The organism is Actinoplanes flavus, assembly GCF_017592555.1.
GTDB classification, from domain to species: domain Bacteria; phylum Actinomycetota; class Actinomycetes; order Mycobacteriales; family Micromonosporaceae; genus Actinoplanes; species Actinoplanes flavus.
In genome coordinates, this window is the sequence record NZ_JAGFNS010000034.1 from 21,982 (window position 1) to 36,782 (window position 14,801).

The 14,801-nt window shown below is 70.8% G+C and carries 17 protein-coding genes; 7 read left to right on the top strand and 10 right to left on the bottom strand.

Annotated elements, in window-relative coordinates; all coding sequences use genetic code 11:
* Positions 1 to 3: 3 nt before the first annotated feature.
* Positions 4 to 861: an ABC transporter ATP-binding protein gene (locus J5X75_RS36655; RefSeq protein WP_208472194.1), complete on the bottom strand. Its 858-nt coding sequence runs from the start codon at positions 859 to 861 to the stop codon at positions 4 to 6.
* A gap of 326 nt (positions 862 to 1,187) precedes the next feature.
* Between J5X75_RS36655 and J5X75_RS36660 the strand changes: the two genes are divergently transcribed.
* From J5X75_RS36660 to J5X75_RS36680, 5 genes are all read left to right on the top strand, one after another.
* Positions 1,188 to 2,279, top strand: a complete 1,092-nt coding sequence (locus J5X75_RS36660) for a GlnX family signal transduction membrane protein (protein WP_208472195.1) — start codon at positions 1,188 to 1,190, stop codon at positions 2,277 to 2,279.
* A 6-nt stretch (positions 2,280 to 2,285) separates the two neighbouring features.
* Positions 2,286 to 3,557 carry an ABC transporter substrate-binding protein gene (locus J5X75_RS36665; protein WP_208472196.1) on the top strand — a complete coding sequence of 424 codons (1,272 nt, stop codon included), beginning with the start codon at positions 2,286 to 2,288 and terminating at the stop codon, positions 3,555 to 3,557.
* 89 nt (positions 3,558 to 3,646) lie between these two features.
* Positions 3,647 to 4,252 (top strand): hypothetical protein, encoded by a 606-nt coding sequence (locus tag J5X75_RS36670; protein WP_208472197.1) that lies wholly within the window; start codon positions 3,647 to 3,649, stop codon positions 4,250 to 4,252.
* A 106-nt stretch (positions 4,253 to 4,358) separates the two neighbouring features.
* Positions 4,359 to 4,745, top strand: coding sequence for a ClpX C4-type zinc finger protein (locus tag J5X75_RS46485; protein WP_208472198.1), 387 nt, complete (start codon positions 4,359 to 4,361; stop codon positions 4,743 to 4,745).
* Between the two features lie 114 nt (positions 4,746 to 4,859).
* A complete protein-coding gene (locus J5X75_RS36680; RefSeq protein WP_208472199.1) occupies positions 4,860 to 5,603 on the top strand; it encodes a vWA domain-containing protein in 744 nt (247 codons plus the stop codon).
* 51 nt (positions 5,604 to 5,654) lie between these two features.
* Here the strand turns inward: J5X75_RS36680 and mnhG are convergent, their stop codons facing one another.
* The 7 genes from mnhG to J5X75_RS36715 are packed head-to-tail and all read right to left on the bottom strand — an operon-like array spanning position 5,655 to position 11,981.
* Positions 5,655 to 6,020 (bottom strand): monovalent cation/H(+) antiporter subunit G, encoded by a 366-nt coding sequence (gene mnhG, locus J5X75_RS36685; RefSeq protein ID WP_208472200.1) that lies wholly within the window; start codon positions 6,018 to 6,020, stop codon positions 5,655 to 5,657.
* Positions 6,020 to 6,298, bottom strand: a complete 279-nt coding sequence (locus J5X75_RS36690) for a monovalent cation/H+ antiporter complex subunit F (protein ID WP_208472201.1) — start codon at positions 6,296 to 6,298, stop codon at positions 6,020 to 6,022. The genes mnhG and J5X75_RS36690 overlap by 1 nt, the downstream gene beginning before the upstream one ends.
* On the bottom strand, positions 6,295 to 6,825 hold the full coding sequence (locus J5X75_RS36695) for a Na+/H+ antiporter subunit E (protein WP_208472202.1): 531 nt from the start codon (positions 6,823 to 6,825) through the stop codon (positions 6,295 to 6,297). Before J5X75_RS36695 ends, J5X75_RS36690 begins: the two co-directional genes overlap by 4 nt.
* Complete coding sequence (locus J5X75_RS36700) at positions 6,825 to 8,315, bottom strand: Na+/H+ antiporter subunit D (protein ID WP_208472203.1); 1,491 nt, start codon at positions 8,313 to 8,315, stop codon at positions 6,825 to 6,827. Before J5X75_RS36700 ends, J5X75_RS36695 begins: the two co-directional genes overlap by 1 nt.
* A complete protein-coding gene (locus tag J5X75_RS36705) occupies positions 8,312 to 8,704 on the bottom strand; it encodes a Na(+)/H(+) antiporter subunit C (RefSeq protein ID WP_208472204.1) in 393 nt (130 codons plus the stop codon). Before J5X75_RS36705 ends, J5X75_RS36700 begins: the two co-directional genes overlap by 4 nt.
* Positions 8,701 to 11,517, bottom strand: a complete 2,817-nt coding sequence (locus J5X75_RS36710; protein ID WP_208472205.1) for a Na+/H+ antiporter subunit A — start codon at positions 11,515 to 11,517, stop codon at positions 8,701 to 8,703. The genes J5X75_RS36705 and J5X75_RS36710 overlap by 4 nt, the downstream gene beginning before the upstream one ends.
* Entirely contained in the window at positions 11,511 to 11,981 is a 471-nt protein-coding gene (locus J5X75_RS36715) for a cation:proton antiporter regulatory subunit (protein ID WP_208472206.1), read from the bottom strand. Before J5X75_RS36715 ends, J5X75_RS36710 begins: the two co-directional genes overlap by 7 nt.
* A 204-nt stretch (positions 11,982 to 12,185) precedes the next feature.
* Between J5X75_RS36715 and J5X75_RS36720 the strand changes: the two genes are divergently transcribed.
* Positions 12,186 to 13,169: a HAMP domain-containing sensor histidine kinase gene (locus J5X75_RS36720; RefSeq protein WP_208472207.1), complete on the top strand. Its 984-nt coding sequence runs from the start codon at positions 12,186 to 12,188 to the stop codon at positions 13,167 to 13,169.
* Positions 13,162 to 13,824: a response regulator gene (locus J5X75_RS36725; RefSeq protein ID WP_208472208.1), complete on the top strand. Its 663-nt coding sequence runs from the start codon at positions 13,162 to 13,164 to the stop codon at positions 13,822 to 13,824. The genes J5X75_RS36720 and J5X75_RS36725 overlap by 8 nt, the downstream gene beginning before the upstream one ends.
* Positions 13,825 to 13,860: 36 nt before the next feature.
* On the opposite strand, the gene J5X75_RS36730 is transcribed toward J5X75_RS36725, so the two are convergent.
* Positions 13,861 to 14,181, bottom strand: coding sequence for a hypothetical protein (locus J5X75_RS36730; protein ID WP_208472209.1), 321 nt, complete (start codon positions 14,179 to 14,181; stop codon positions 13,861 to 13,863).
* A 262-nt stretch (positions 14,182 to 14,443) separates the two neighbouring features.
* Complete coding sequence (locus J5X75_RS36735) at positions 14,444 to 14,800, bottom strand: hypothetical protein (RefSeq protein WP_238490601.1); 357 nt, start codon at positions 14,798 to 14,800, stop codon at positions 14,444 to 14,446.
* Position 14,801 lies beyond the last annotated feature (1 nt).

The following is a 14,801-nucleotide window of genomic DNA, read 5'->3' on the forward strand; positions in this document are numbered from 1 at the left end:
CCGTCACGACGGGTCCGACCGGATCGTCACGTGATCGGCCTCCAGCGCCAGCCGCACCCGCCGGGTCAGCGCCAGCGCCTCCCGGTACTCGCGGGGAATCTGCACCCGGCCCGCCCGGTCCATCACCGCGTACTCCTCCGCGATCACCAGAGTGTCCCCGTCGGCGCCGGTCTCGGTGCGGCGCAACACCTCACTGCTGGTGCGGCCGTCGCGGATCGCCACCGTACGCTCCACCTGCCCACTCACCTCCGGATCGTGGGTGACGACCACGACGGTCACCCCGAACTCCCGGTTCACCTTCCGCATCGCCTCGAACACCCCCGCCGACGTGGCGGTGTCCAGCTCACCGGTCGGCTCGTCGGCCAGCAGCACCCGCGGCCGGTTGGCCAGCGCCACCGCGATCGCCACCCGCTGCTGCTGCCCACCGGACATCTGCGCCGGCCGCCGGTCCGCGCAGTCGGCCACGTCCAGCGCGGCCAGCAGCTCGTCGGCGCGGATCCGGCGTTCCTTTCCGGACATTCGAGCCGCGGCCATCGGCAGCTCCACCACCTGCCGCGACGTCAGATAGGGCACCAGGTTCGCGGCGGTCTGCTGCCGCACGAACCCGACCGTGTGCCGCCTGTACCGCACCCGGTCGCCGCGCGACATGGCCAGCAGATCCCAGTCGGCGACCCGGGCCCGCCCGGCGGTCGGCGCGTCGATGCCGGCGAGGATCGACAGCAGCGTCGACTTGCCCGACCCGGACGCCCCCACGACGGCGACCATCTCACCCTCGTCGACGGCCAGGTCCAGCCCCTGCAACGCCTGCACCTCGATCGACCCGGTCTGATAGATCCGAACCAGACTCTCGCAGACGATCACGGCATCTCATCTTTCTGACGGATCATGAGCGAGCCTATGTAACCCTCCGTTGCGACCGCGGTCAACCAGCCCGTCGTCGAACGGCTGGGGGAGCGGTGAATCGACAGGTGCTGTGAACGCTAACAGTTATCGGGCTCGCTGTGGGGTGCGCCTCCGCCGTGCCCGGCGACACCCCTGGGCCACCGCGGCGGGCCGAAGAGGGCGGCACCGCCCGGCGATGTCCGTCAAGCCTGAGTGGACCGCGCCGATCATGGCCCTGGGTGGCGATGTGGGCACATTGGGCTACCGTGCATGGCGGGTGTGGCGCTGCATGGGAGGACGAGACGGTGACCGAGTTCGGGATTCGTGGTAGCACGACCCGGGCCACGCTGTGGCGTTCGATGGTCGTGCTGGAACTGGCACTGGTCGCGGTGTTCGGCATGTCGGCGTGGGTTATGCAAGGCACCCGAGCCACCGCCGAGCGGGTCGGCACCCACTCGGTGCCGTCCATCATGCACATCCTGGCCGCGCATGCCGCGCTCGTGGAGGCCGACGAGGCCGCCGTCGGCAGCTTCCGGAGCGGGGCGGTGGGACTGACCGGGCCCGGGGAGCGTTATCAGAACCAGATCGCCGTCGCCGCCCAGAGCCTCACCCGGCTCGCGGTCGACAGCATCGCCGGCGCTGTGGTCGGCCAGAACATCCAGCTCGTGCAGGGGCAGCTGGCCGCCTACTCCGGGCTCATCGAGCAGGCCGACGCACACTACCGGCAGGATCCGGCTTCGGCGCTGGCCAGGGCCGACCTCTGGTACGCCTCACGCCTGCTGCACATGCCCGACGGCGGCATCCTCGCGCAACTCGACGACCTGCTGACCATCGAACGGCAGGCGCTGGCCGGGCAGCTGAGCACCGGCCGGATGGCGCCGGGCTGGGTGGTCACCTGGATCGTGCCGGCGGTCGTGCTGCTCGCGCTGCTGGTGACCATCCAGGTGTTTCTGAGCCGGCGCTTCCGCCGTACCTTCAATCCGCCGTTGCTCGCCGCGACCATCGCCGTGCTGGCCGCGACCGCCGCGATGTCGTCGGACTTCGCCGCTCGCGGCGAACTCGCCGCGACCCAGAGGGCAGGTGACACGCTCGTGGACGTGTGGCAGGCGCGGATCGACGCCGCCGACCGTAGCGGGCAGACGATGCTTCGCGAACTCATCGCCGGCGCCTGCCCCGACGGGTGCCGCGAAACGCTCGACCGCATCGCGGCCGGGGTCGCCGGCCCCCGCGAGGCGCCGGGCGAGCAGGTGCTGACGGCCCGCATCAGGGACGTGGACGGGCATGCCGCAGCGGCCGCTGACACGACCGGCCAGCTGATCCTGCTGGTGCTCGCGGCGCTGGCCGCCATGGCACTGATTCCGTTCGGGCTCGTCCCGCGCATCAACGAGTACCGGTAGGCGACGATGGTACGAGCCGTTGCGCTGGCCGCCGTGGCCGCCCTGCTCACCGGCAGCGGGGGATGCGCCGCCGGGGGAGACGACGCGGGCGTGACCGTGCTCGCGTCGTGGACCGGACGCGAGGCCACGGCCTTCCGGGAGGTGCTGGACCGATTCACCGCCCGCACCGGCATCCGCGTCGACTATCAGGGCACCCGGGCGCTCAACCAGGTGCTGACCACGGAAGTGCAGAAGGGCACGCCCCCGGACATCGCGGTGCTGCCCAGCCCGGGCGACCTCGCGAGCTTCGTGCGCCGCGGCGCGGTCCGCCCGTTGGACGACGTGATCGGCACGGGCGCGGAGCAGTCGCACAGCCCGCAGTGGTTACGGCTGGAACAGATCGAGAACGCGAACGGGCGGGCCCGCTACGCGGTGGCGGTGACGACATCCCTCAAGAGCCTCATCTGGTACGACCCACGCCGGGTCCCGGACCTGTCCGGCGACACGACCTGGGACGGGCTGATTCGGCTGAGCGACCGGTTGAGCTCGGCCGGCGGCGCCGCGTGGTGCATGGGTATGGGCTCGACCCCGGTCTCCGGGTGGCCCGGCACCGACTGGATCGAGGACCTCGTGCTGCATCAGGCCGGGACCGCGGTGTATCAGCGCTGGAGCGCCGGGCAGGTGGCCTGGACCGCGCCGGAGATCCGCCGGGCATGGACGGCCTGGGGCCAGGTCGCGCTGCGGCCCGGCCACGTGCGGGGCCTGCTGTTCACCGACTTCGGTGACGCGGGCCGGGCCATGCACACCGATCCGCCCGGGTGCTTCCTGCACCACCAGGCGTCCTTCGTGGCCGGTGACGGCGGCGACTTGGACTTCGTGCCGTTCCCGTCGAACGGTGCCCGGGCGTGGGAGGTCTCCGCCGACCTGGCCGGCCTGTTCACCGACAAGCCGCAGGCGCGCGAGCTGATGCGGTTCCTGGCCACCGACGAGGCGCAGAGCATCTGGCCGACGGTCAGCCGCGGGTCGGTGTTCTCGGCCAACCGGGGCGTCGACCCGGCGATCTACGGCAATGCGGTGAACCGGCGCATCGCGCAGATCCTCACCGGGCCGGCGGCGTTGTGTTTCGACGCGTCCGACCTGATGCCCAGCGCGATGACGAACGCCTTCTACCGGGCGGTCCTGGAATATCTGCAATCGCCCGATCGTCTCGACCAGATCCTGGGCCGGCTCGACCAGGTCCGCGCGGCCGTACCGGCCACCGACTGGCTGACGGTGCCGTGCGGCACCGGGGGAAACTGATCCACATTGCACCATTTGTATTCCCATGACCCGGCCATCCGTTTTACGGATCTCTGCCCGGGCACCGGTGGGCGCGACAACGTTCATCGATGGAAAGGAAATCGATCGTGCGCCTGACGACCATCCCGAAGATGCTGCTGGCCGGCGCGCTGGCACTGACCACCGTGGGTGCCGTCGCGGCACCCGCCGCCGCCGCGCCCGCTCAACCGCCCGCCGCGGTGAAGGCCGCCGAGGGAACGATGACGTCCAGCGTCCAGGGCACCTTCACCGACGCGACGGGAGGTATCGGGCAGGTCACCGGAACCTTCGTCCCCACCGAATTCGCCGTCCAGGGCGACCAGCTGGTGGCCGTCGGCACCCTGCACGCGGTGCTGACCGATGCGGCCGGCGCTCCCGTCGGCGCCGCGGACGAGACGGTGACCCTGCCGGTGCAGCTTCCCGGCTCCGGCGACGTCGGCGCCCTGGCGGCGTGCAACATCCTGCACCTGGTGCTCGGCCCGCTGGACCTGAACCTGCTCGGCCTGACCGTGCACCTCAACACCGTGGTCCTCGACATCACCGCGCACTCCGGGCCCGGCAATCTGCTCGGCAACCTGCTCTGCGCGATCGCCGGCCTGCTCGACGGCGGCCTGCCGTTCCCGCTGGCCCAGCTCGCCGACCTGCTGAACCAGGTCCTGGCCATCCTGGCTCTCTAGCGCATCCGGGGGCCCGGGGACGCTAGTCGCCCCGGGCCCCTGCCGTAAGGTGGCACCTGACAGCGTCAGGGCGGCCCTGACGCCCGAGTCAGGCTGGGAGGCCACCATGACCGGCGAAGCCAGCACCACCACCACCCCGCTCCAGCTCAGCTGCTCGTTCTGCGCCAAACCCCACACCGAGGTCGAGAAGGTGATCGCCGGCCCCGGCGTCTACATCTGCAACGAATGCGTCCAACTGTGCAACGACATCCTCGAGATCGAGCGGCAGAACCCGACCGAGCCGACCCCACTGCCGGCCTGGGAAGAGTCGATGACCGACGAACAACTCCTCGACCTGCTGCCCCGGGTCGCCGCGGTAGGCGCCCAGATCGAGGCGAACCTCCAACGGCTGGTGTCCACCTTGCGCGGCCGCAAGATCACCTGGACCCGCATCGGCGGCGCACTCGGCATCACCCGGCAATCGGCATGGGAACGCTTCTCCGGCGAGGAGTAGAAACCGCGACCGCCTGGAGCGTCGCCTGCCCGGGCGGCACACGTGCGTCGCCCGGTTAGCCTCGGGAAGTGACCGGGCAAGCGTGCACCAGCAACGGCCGATGAGGATCCGCAGATGGACACAGGCAAGCGGTCATGGTTCCGCAGGCGGCGCTCCGCACCGAGCGAGCCGATCCCGAAGACCGTCAGACCGGACGACAATCCCGACGACGAGAACCGCCGCGCGGTCGACGTGTGCTTCGTCTTCGACACGACAGCCTCCATGTCGGACAAGATCACCGGGCTCGTCGCCTGCATGGTCGACTTCGTCGGTGAGCTCTCCGAGTTGCAGCTCAACTGGCGGATCACCACCGTGCCGTACGGTGACCTGACCGTCAGCGGCGACAAGGTCGTCGCGGACCTGCCGTTCGTTCGCAGCCATGACGACGCGGTGCGGCAGCTTCGCACGATGCCCCGGTTCAGCGGCGGCAACAACTACGGAGAGTCCACCCTGGAGGCGGTGACCGCGGCGCTCGGCAAACCCTACCGGCCCCACGCCGTGCCGGTCCTGGTCGTGCTGACCGACGAACCGCCCCTCACCGAGAATCTGAACGAGGCGCAGGTGGGCGAGCAGATCACGATCAAGGAGGCGATCTGCTTCGTCGCGTCGCCCGACCGGCCCGGCTACCGCCGGTGGGCCGATGCCAACGGCGGCCAATGGTACGAGATCGGCCAGAGGATGGACACCACACAGATTCTGGCGTACCTCCGTTCCCTGGCCCACGAACTGCCACAGGTCGCGCAGGAGGTCCACGACCTCGGCGGCGGATCGGTCCGCCGCTACCTGCAACAGAAGGGCGACCCCGGGCAGCGGCGGTGAAACCGACGCGGACGCGACCCGTCTGATGGCACCCCGCCACGGCACGCAGCGTCACTCACCCCCTGAGCCGTGCTCCCGGCCGCGGGCCGCCGCCAGCTCATCGACCAGCAGCAGCTCACGGCGCACCAACCCGGCCCGGTAGGCGGCCCGCCCCACCATGTGCGCCGCCACCGGAGCCGTGATCAACTGGAACACGCCCACCAGCACCAGCGTGGTGATGTCGACGACGGTGCCGAGCCGGATCGCCGCACCGGAAAGGATCAGCAGCAGGCCCAGCACCTGCGGCTTGGTCGCCGCGTGCATGCGCGACAACAGGTCCGGAAAGCGCAGCAGCCCGACACCCGCGGCCAGACTGAGCAGCGCCCCACCCAGCAGGCAGAGCCCGGCGACGGCGTCCAGCACCGCGGTCACACCCATCACGACTCTCCCACCCCGGTGCCGGACTTCCGCGCCGCCGCGGGGTCGGCGAACCGGGCCACCGCCACCGAGCCGACCGCACCGAGCAGCGACAACCCGAGCAGAATCGGAAGCCCGGTCGCGTCCCGGCTCCACGCGGCCTCCGCGGCGATCGCACACACCGTGATCGCCAGCAGCACGTCCATGGCCACGATCCGGTCCAGCGTCGACGGCCCCCGGACGATGCGAATCAGCGTCATCCCCGCCGCAGCAGCAAGGAACACAGCGACGACGATCATCCTTCACCTCCCCCGACGACGGCGATCTCAGCGTCGGAACCGACCGCCTCGACGATCCGCCGCTCGATCCCGCGCACCTCCCGCCGGAACCGGGCGATGTCCGCCGGCCCGGCCACATCGAACACATGGACGTACAGCACCCCGGCGGCCCGGTCCAGGTCCACGATCAGGCTTCCCGGCACCAGCGACACCGCCTCCGCGCACATCGTCAGATTCAGATCGGACCGGACCGCGAGCCGAACCGCCAGCACCGCACTGCGCGGCGCCCGCCGCCCCGCCAGAGCGGTCCACGCCAGCTGAAAGCTCGCCACCCACAGATCGACGACGAACCGAACCGCGAACCGCAGCAGCCCGACCGGCCGCAGCCGTCCCGCGAACGTCACCGGCGGCAGCGGAAACACCGCCAGCACCAGCACCGACACCAGCAGGCCACCGGCCAGCGTCAGCCACGAGAACACACCCCACAGCAGCATCCATACCACGGTGAGCGCGGCCACCGCGACCAGCCGGTCCCGGGCGCCCGCCATCACGGCAGCACCGCCCGCACATAGGGGCTGCGCGCCAGCAGATCCGCGGCCACCGTGTCGGTCAGCGCATACAGCGGCCCGGCCGCCACGGTGAACAGCATCCCCGCCACCACCAGCACGGCCGTCGACGTCACCATCAGCCGCGACGACCGCAGCGGCGCGGCCGCCGGATCGGTGGCCGGGGTGCGCCAGAACGCCAGGTTCCACACCCGCGCCAGCGCGTACAGGGTGAGCAGGCTGGTCACCGCCGACCCGGCCACCAGCAGCCACGCCAGCGCCGAACCCTCGCCGGCGCCGGCCTGGATGAGCCCCAGCTTGCCGAGGAACCCGGAGAACGGCGGTATCCCGGCCAGGTTCAGCGCCGGCAGCAGGAACAGCACCGCCAGCACCGGCGCCGTCCGCGCCAGCCCACCCAGCCGATCCAGCGCGGTGCTCCCACCACGCCGCTCGACCAGCCCCGCCACCAGTAACAACGTCGTCTGCACCACGATGTGGTGCAGCGTGTAGAACACCGCCGCCGACAGCCCGGCCCGCGACGCCAGGCCCACCCCGAACAGCAGGTAGCCGATGTGACTGACCAGCGTGAACGACAACAACCGCTTGATGTCGGACTGCGCCACCGCGCCCAGGATGCCGACCACCATCGTCGACAACGCCGCGACCATCAGCAGATCGGCGACCCGCCCACCGGGAAACAGCAGCGTCTCGGTCCGGATGATGGCGTACACACCCACTTTCGTCAGCAGCCCGGCGAACACCGCGGTGACCGGCGCCGGCGCCGTCGGATAGCTGTCCGGAAGCCACGCCGACAGCGGGAAGATCGCCGCCTTGATCCCGAACGCCAGCAGCAGCATGCCCTGCAACACCAGCCGCACACCGTCGGGCAGCGCGTCCAGCCGCTCCACCAACTGCGCCATGTTCAGCGTCCCGGTGGCCGCATAGATCAGCCCGATCCCGGCCAGGAAGATCACCGACGACAGCAGGCTGACCACCACGTACGTCGTCCCCGCCCGGATCCGCGTCTCGGTCCCGCCCAAAGTGATCAGCACATAGCTGGCCGCCAGCAGGATCTCGAACCCGACGTACAGATTGAACAGATCACCGGACAGGAACGCGTTCGTCACACCGGCGGTCAGGATCAGATAGGTCGGGTGGTACACCGACAGCGGATGCTCCTCGTCACCGTCGGCGCCACCCTGCCCGATCGAGTAGAGCAGCACACACAACGTCACCGCCGACGACACCACCAGCATCAGCGTGGCGAGCTGGTCGGCGACGAGCACGATCCCCAACGGCGCCGGCCAGCCACCGACCGCCACCACCAGCGGCCCGCCGGCGGCCAGCACCAGCAGCGCCGCCGACACCACCAGCGTCGCGGTCAGCACACTCACACTGATCGCCCGCTGCACCCGCGGCCGCCGGAACATCAGCAACGTCGCCGCGGCACCCAGCAACGGCATGACCACCGGAAGAGGCACCAGCCACGTCATCGCGGAGCCTCCAGCGCCTCGGCGTCGGATCCCTCGTCACGGTCGGCAAGCTCCCGCACCCGCCGGTCCTCGGCGTCGTCCTGCACCTCGTCATGGCCGGTCAACAGCCAACTGCGATACGCCAGAGCCAGCAGGAACGCCGTCATCCCGAGAGTGATCACGATCGCGGTCAGGATCATCGCCTGCGGCAGCGGATCGGTCATCCGCTCCGGGTCGGCGACACCCACGATCGGCGGCGCCCCGGCCCGGGAGGCCGCGAGCACGAGCAGATTCGCCCCGTTGCCCAGCAGCATGACGCCCAGCAACACCCGCGTCAGCGTACGTTCCAGCAACAGCACCGTCCCCGCGGCGAACAACACACCGACCGCCACCAGCAACGAGACACTCATACCAGCTCCTCCTTCCGCGCCGGAGCCGGTTCCCCGGCGACCGCGGCGGCCGCATGCCGGTCCACCTCCGCGCCGAGACTGCGCAGCACGTCCAGCACCAGCCCGACGACGATCAGATACACCCCGACGTCGAACAACGTCGACGTCACCACATGCACCTCACCGAGCAACGGCACATGCAGGTCCAGGACGGCGCTCTGCAACACCTGCCCACCCAGCACCAGCGCCCCCGCCCCGGTGCCGACCGCCACCAGCAGCCCCGCCCCGAGCACCGCCCCCGCGTCGACCGGCGCCGCCGCGGCCAGCTCGTACCGGCCGCCGGCCAGATACCGGACGGTCAGCGCCAATCCCGCCACCAGACCACCGGTGAACCCACCACCCGGCGTGTCATGGCCGGTGAGCAGCAGATACACCGACAGCAGCAGGATGACGTGGAACAGCAGCCGGGTGACGACCTCGACCATCGTCGACCGCCGCCCCGCCTCCACGGTGTGCCCGGCCATCAGCCACACCGGCTCGTCCCGCGGCGGATCGGACGGCGTCTCCACCGGCCCGCGCCGATGCAGCCGCCCGGCCCGCCGGAAGATCAGACTCGCCACCCCGGTCGCCACCGCGACCAGCACCGCCACCTCGCCCATGGTGTCCCACGCCCGGATGTCGACCAGGATCACGTTGACGATGTTGTGGCCGCCACCCCACGGCACCACCAGCTCCGGATAGGCCTGCGACACCGGCGCCGCCTGCCGCGCCGACACCGCCAGATGGCCCACCCCGGCCATCACCGTGCCGACCGCCACCCCGATCCCGACCCGGATCCGGCGCCGCCACGCCCCCGGCCGCTGCGAGAAGTGACCGGGCAGCCTGCGCAGCACCAGCACCACCATGACCAGCGTGACCGTCTCCACCAGGAACTGGGTCAGCGCCAGATCCGGCGCGCCGTGCAACAGGAAGACGACGGCATTGGCGTAGCCGGTCACCCCGACCAGGATCACCGCGGTGAGACGGCGCCGGGCCGGCACCGCGAACACCGCGGCGACGATCAGCACCGCCACCGGCAGCAGATGCGACGGCGTCTCCCACAGCCGGACCGCCGTCGAGCCCGGCCAGCCGGCCACCATCGCCGGGCCCGCGGTCGCGATCAGCACCAGCAGGATCAGCGCCAGATAGAACGGCAACGAGCCACGCTGCGTCGCCCCGGTCACCTCCACCGCGAGCCGGTCCGTGCCGGTCATCACCCGCTCATAGCCCCGGCCGCCGGGCCGCGGCCCGGACCGGCCCGCCGGCACCAGCCGGAACAACAGCAACCCGCCGGCCACGACCAGCACCGACAGGACCAGCGGCACACCGGGCCCGTGCCACAGCGCGAGGTGATCGGCGCTTCCGCGAAAACCGTCGGCGTACGGGCTGAGCACCCGGCCGACGCCCTGCGCCCCGAAACCGGCCGCCACCCCGGCAGCGGCCAGCACCGCCGGAGCGACCAGCAGCGACCCGTCCGCACCCGCCGCGACCGTGGCATCGTCGGCGGCGGGTCTGCCGGCGAACGCACCCCACAGGAACCGGGCCGTATACGCCACGGTCAACACCGAACCGGCCACCACACCGGCGAGCACCAGCCGGCCCACCACGCCCGCGTCCAGCAGAGCGGCGAACACCGCCTCCTTACCGGCGAACCCGATGGCCGGCGGCAGACCCGCCATCGACATCGCGGCCGGCACCGCGACCGCCACCAGCAGCGGCGCCCGCCGCCCCCACCCGTCGAGCCGCCGCAGATCCCGGGTGCCCGCCGCCTTGTCGATCACCCCGACCACCAGGAACAGCGCCGCCTTGAACAGGGCGTGCGCGACCACCATCGCCACCCCGGCCAGCGCCGTCCCCGCCGTCCCGAACCCCAGAACGGCGGTCAACAGTCCCAGCTGACTGACCGTGCCGTACGCGAGAAGAAGTTTCAGATCGTTCTGGAAGAGCGCCATCCAGCCACCCACCAGCATCGTGACCAGGCCCAACCCGACCGCCGACACCCGCCAGACCGTCGCGGCCGCCCCACCCGCCGCCACGACCATCGGCGCGAACCCGGCCACCAGGAACACACCCGCCTTGACCATCGCCGCCGCATGCAGATAGGCGCTCACCGGAGTGGGCGCGGCCATCGCCGCCGGCAGCCAGAAACTGAACGGGAAGACCGCCGACTTCGACAGCGCCCCGACCAGGATCAACACCACCGCCACCGTCAGCAGCGGACCGTCCAGCAGCGCCGCCGCCACCTGCGACCACCGGTAACCGCCCGCGTGCTCACCCAGGATCACCAGACCGACGAGCATCGCCAGCCCACCGGCCGTCGTCACGATCAGAGCCTGCAACGCCGCCCGCCGGTTCGGCCGATCCACGCCGGTGTGCCCGATCAGCAGGTACGACAGGACCGTGGTCGACTCCCAGAACACGTACATCAGCAGCAGGTCGTCACTGACCACCAGGCCCAGCATCGCCCCCGCGAACCCGGTGAACACCGCCGCGAACCGGCCCAGACCCTCCGTACCCGGCGCGAAGTAGCTACCGCAGTAGACCAGCACCAGCGCACCGACCCCGCCGACCAGCAGCACCAGCAGCCACGACAGCGTGTCGACCCGGAACGCCAGGCTCAACCCGAGACCGGGAACCCACGGCTGCGACCACTGCCCGGAACGATGCGTCACCGCCCACCCGACGACGGCCGCCGGAACGGTCGCCAACAGATAGAACGCACGCGGCCCCGCCCACCGGACCAGCACCGGCGCCAGCACCGCGGCGACCAGGTGCGCGCCCAGCAGCATCAACACGGCGCCGCCAGCAGATCGTGCAGCCGGGCCAGCGCCGCCGGCCCACCGACGGCGATCAGCACGTCACCGGCCCGCAGCGAGAAGGCGGAGCCCGGATGGGGGAGCACCCGGGCCCCGCGGATCACGGCCACGACCTCGGCGCCGTGGGAGGTGGCCAACGGCCGGTCCACCCAGCCGCAGCCGGCGGGCACCCGGATCCGCACCGCCCGCATCCCGTCCGCCGCCGCCCCCGGCCCGTCGACGTGATCGAGCGTGACCACCGTGTGCAGCACATCGGCCACCAGATGCGCCTCCTCGGCGCACAGCACCACCGAGCCGGCCGCCCGATCAGGGTCCGCCGGATCGTAGACGGCCAGGTCACGGCCGCCGTCCGGGCGCACGACGATACCGAGACGGGCCCCGTCCCGCGTGGTCAGCAGGTGAGACACGCCAACCCCGGGCAGACCGATCCGTTCCAGTGTCATCGCCGCACCTCCCACTCGTTCCGGCAGAACCTCAATCCAAGCCGCGCCGCCTCCCGGCGACCATCGGGGCCGCCCTCCATTCCCGGGGCGGGCCACCACCCATTTCGCCTCCACCCCGCGCACAGCGAATGGGTGGCGGCCCGGATGGACGTCTCACGGCCGGATCGGCGACGCTGGGCCGGCAAGCAGTCGAGGATGGGTGCGATGGTGGACGAAACACAGCGGTTGTCCCTGTTCTGGCGGATCTTCCTGCTCAACGCGGCCGTGGTGACCGCGGCATTCGCCCTGCTCATGGTCGGGCCGTTCACCGTCTCCACCCCGGTCCTGCTGACCGAGGCGATCATCCTCAGCGGCGTGCTGGCGGTGATGCTGGCCGCCAACGCCGCACTCCTGCGCCTCGGGCTCGCCCCGCTCGACCGCCTCGCCCGCACCATGAACACGGTCGACCTGCTACGCCCCGGACACCGGCTCACCGTCACCGGCCGCAACGGCATCGCCGACCTGATCCGCAGCTTCAACACCATGCTCGACCGCCTGGAAGCCGAACGCGCCACCAGCGCCGCCCGCGCACTGTCCGCCCAGGAGGCCGAACGGCAGCGGATCGCCCAGGAACTGCACGACGAGGTCGGGCAGACCCTCACCGCCGTACTGCTCGAACTGAAACGGGTCGCCGACCACGCGCCCGACCCGGTCGCCGGCGAGGTCCGCCAGGTACAGGAGACCGTCCGCAACGGACTCGACGAGATCCGCCGCATCGCCCGCCGCCTACGACCGGGCGTCCTCGAGGAACTCGGCCTCGCCAGCGCCCTCACATCACTCGCCGGCGAATTCTCGACAGCCGGCCTGACCGTGCGCCGCACCATCGACGCCGACCTGCCCGACCTCGGCAAGGAGACCGAACTGGTGCTCTACCGGGTCGCCCAGGAGGCACTGACCAACACGGCCCGCCACTCCGGGGCCCGCCAGGTGACCCTGAGCCTCTCCCACCAGCCGCCCCACACCCGGATCGAACTGCGCATCCGCGACGACGGCCGCGGCATCGCCGGAGCACCCGAAGGCGCCGGCATCCGCGGCATGCGCGAACGCGCCCTGCTGATCGGCGCCGACCTCACCCTCGGCCCGGCGCCCGGCCACGGCACCGAGGTCCTGCTACGAGTCCCCCTCGGCGAGGAGAAGCCCCATGACTGACCGAGAACCGGCACGTATCCTGCTCGCCGACGATCACGCCCTGGTCCGCCGCGGAGTCCGGCTCATCCTCGACAGCGAACCCGACCTGACCGTCGTCGCCGAAGCCTCCGACGGCGCCGAGGCCATCGCCCAGGCCCGCACCGAACGCCCCGACCTGGCGATCCTCGACATCGCCATGCCCCGCCTCACCGGCCTGCAGGCGGCCCGCGAACTGTCGCGCATCCTGCCCGACCTGCGCATCCTGATCCTCACCATGTACGACAACGAGCAGTACTTCTTCGAGGCCCTCAAAGCCGGCGCCTCCGGATACGTCCTCAAATCCGTCGCCGACCGCGACCTCGTCGAAGCCTGCCGCGCCGCCGTCCGCGGCGAACCGTTCCTCTACCCGGGCGCCGTCAACGCCCTCATCCGCAACTACCTGGAACGCGTCGCCGACGGCGAGGACCCCACCTCCGGGCGAACCATCACCGACCGCGAGGAGGAGGTCCTGAAACTCGTCGCCGAGGGCCACTCCTCCAAGGAGATCGCCGACCTACTGGTGATCAGCGTCAAGACCGTGGAACGGCACCGCTCCAACCTGCTGCAGAAACTCGGCCTCCGCGACCGCCTGGAACTGACCCGCTACGCCATCCGCGCCGGCCTCATCGAACCCTGACACCCGATCCCGGCCCACTCCACGACCCCGCCACCCTCAACGGCGGGCCGCCTCCGCCTTGCGGTAGGCGTCGTAGCCCTCGTCGGTCGTCGCGAACCAGATCAGTCTCCCGCCGCCCTCGACGGACCACGAAGCAACGTCCTCCAGGACCGTCATCCGATCCCGCACCGGAACCACCGCGATCGTCTCGTTGTCCCACAGCCCATCGGTGAAATAGAGCTCGATCCAGCCACGGCTCAACAACGACGCCACGATCCGCCGCGCGACATCCCGATCCTCCACCTCGAGGGCGGCCTGCCAGAGTCCGGTGTAGTCCTCGTACCCCAACCAGACGAGGTTCTGCTCGGCCGGCGTCATCGTCTACTCCGTCCCCCGGATCGCTGTCCGGATCATCCCGGCTATCTCCCGCAGGAAGACCGCGGCAGCCTCGTCGGTCGCGTTGCCTCGATGTTCGGTTGCGAGCCGCCGGTGCAGATGAAGAACTCAGCTCGGGACATGGCCACGCCGACCTGGCTCAGCACCGCGGCGAGATGTCGAACCTCATCGCGGCTGAGTGTCAGAACCACCTGGCCGTCGACATTTCGACCGTGCACGTCGCCTGCCTCACTCGAATGATCAATTACTCTACTTCTTCGAGCACCGAGCGAAGAAGGTCGGCGATCTCCCGAAGGAAGACCGCAGCGCCGCGATCGGTCTGGTCGTGATCGATGCCCCGGTTCGCGTCGACCTCGACCAGGCGCAGGAGCGTTCCCGGAGGCTGTGGTTCGTTCAGGATCTCCTCGAGGGCGGCCAGATACTGCCGGAGGAAGAAGGTGTTCCGCCGTGCCGTCCGCCGAACATGCTGCCTGATCTCCTCCGAACCCTCCGCGTCGGCAACATAGCCGTGCAGGAAGTGCCGAACCTTATCGATGGACGGGAGGGCTGTGCGTTCCTCCGCCCGGGATCGGAGCGGTTCAGGAAGCTTGGAGATGTCCATG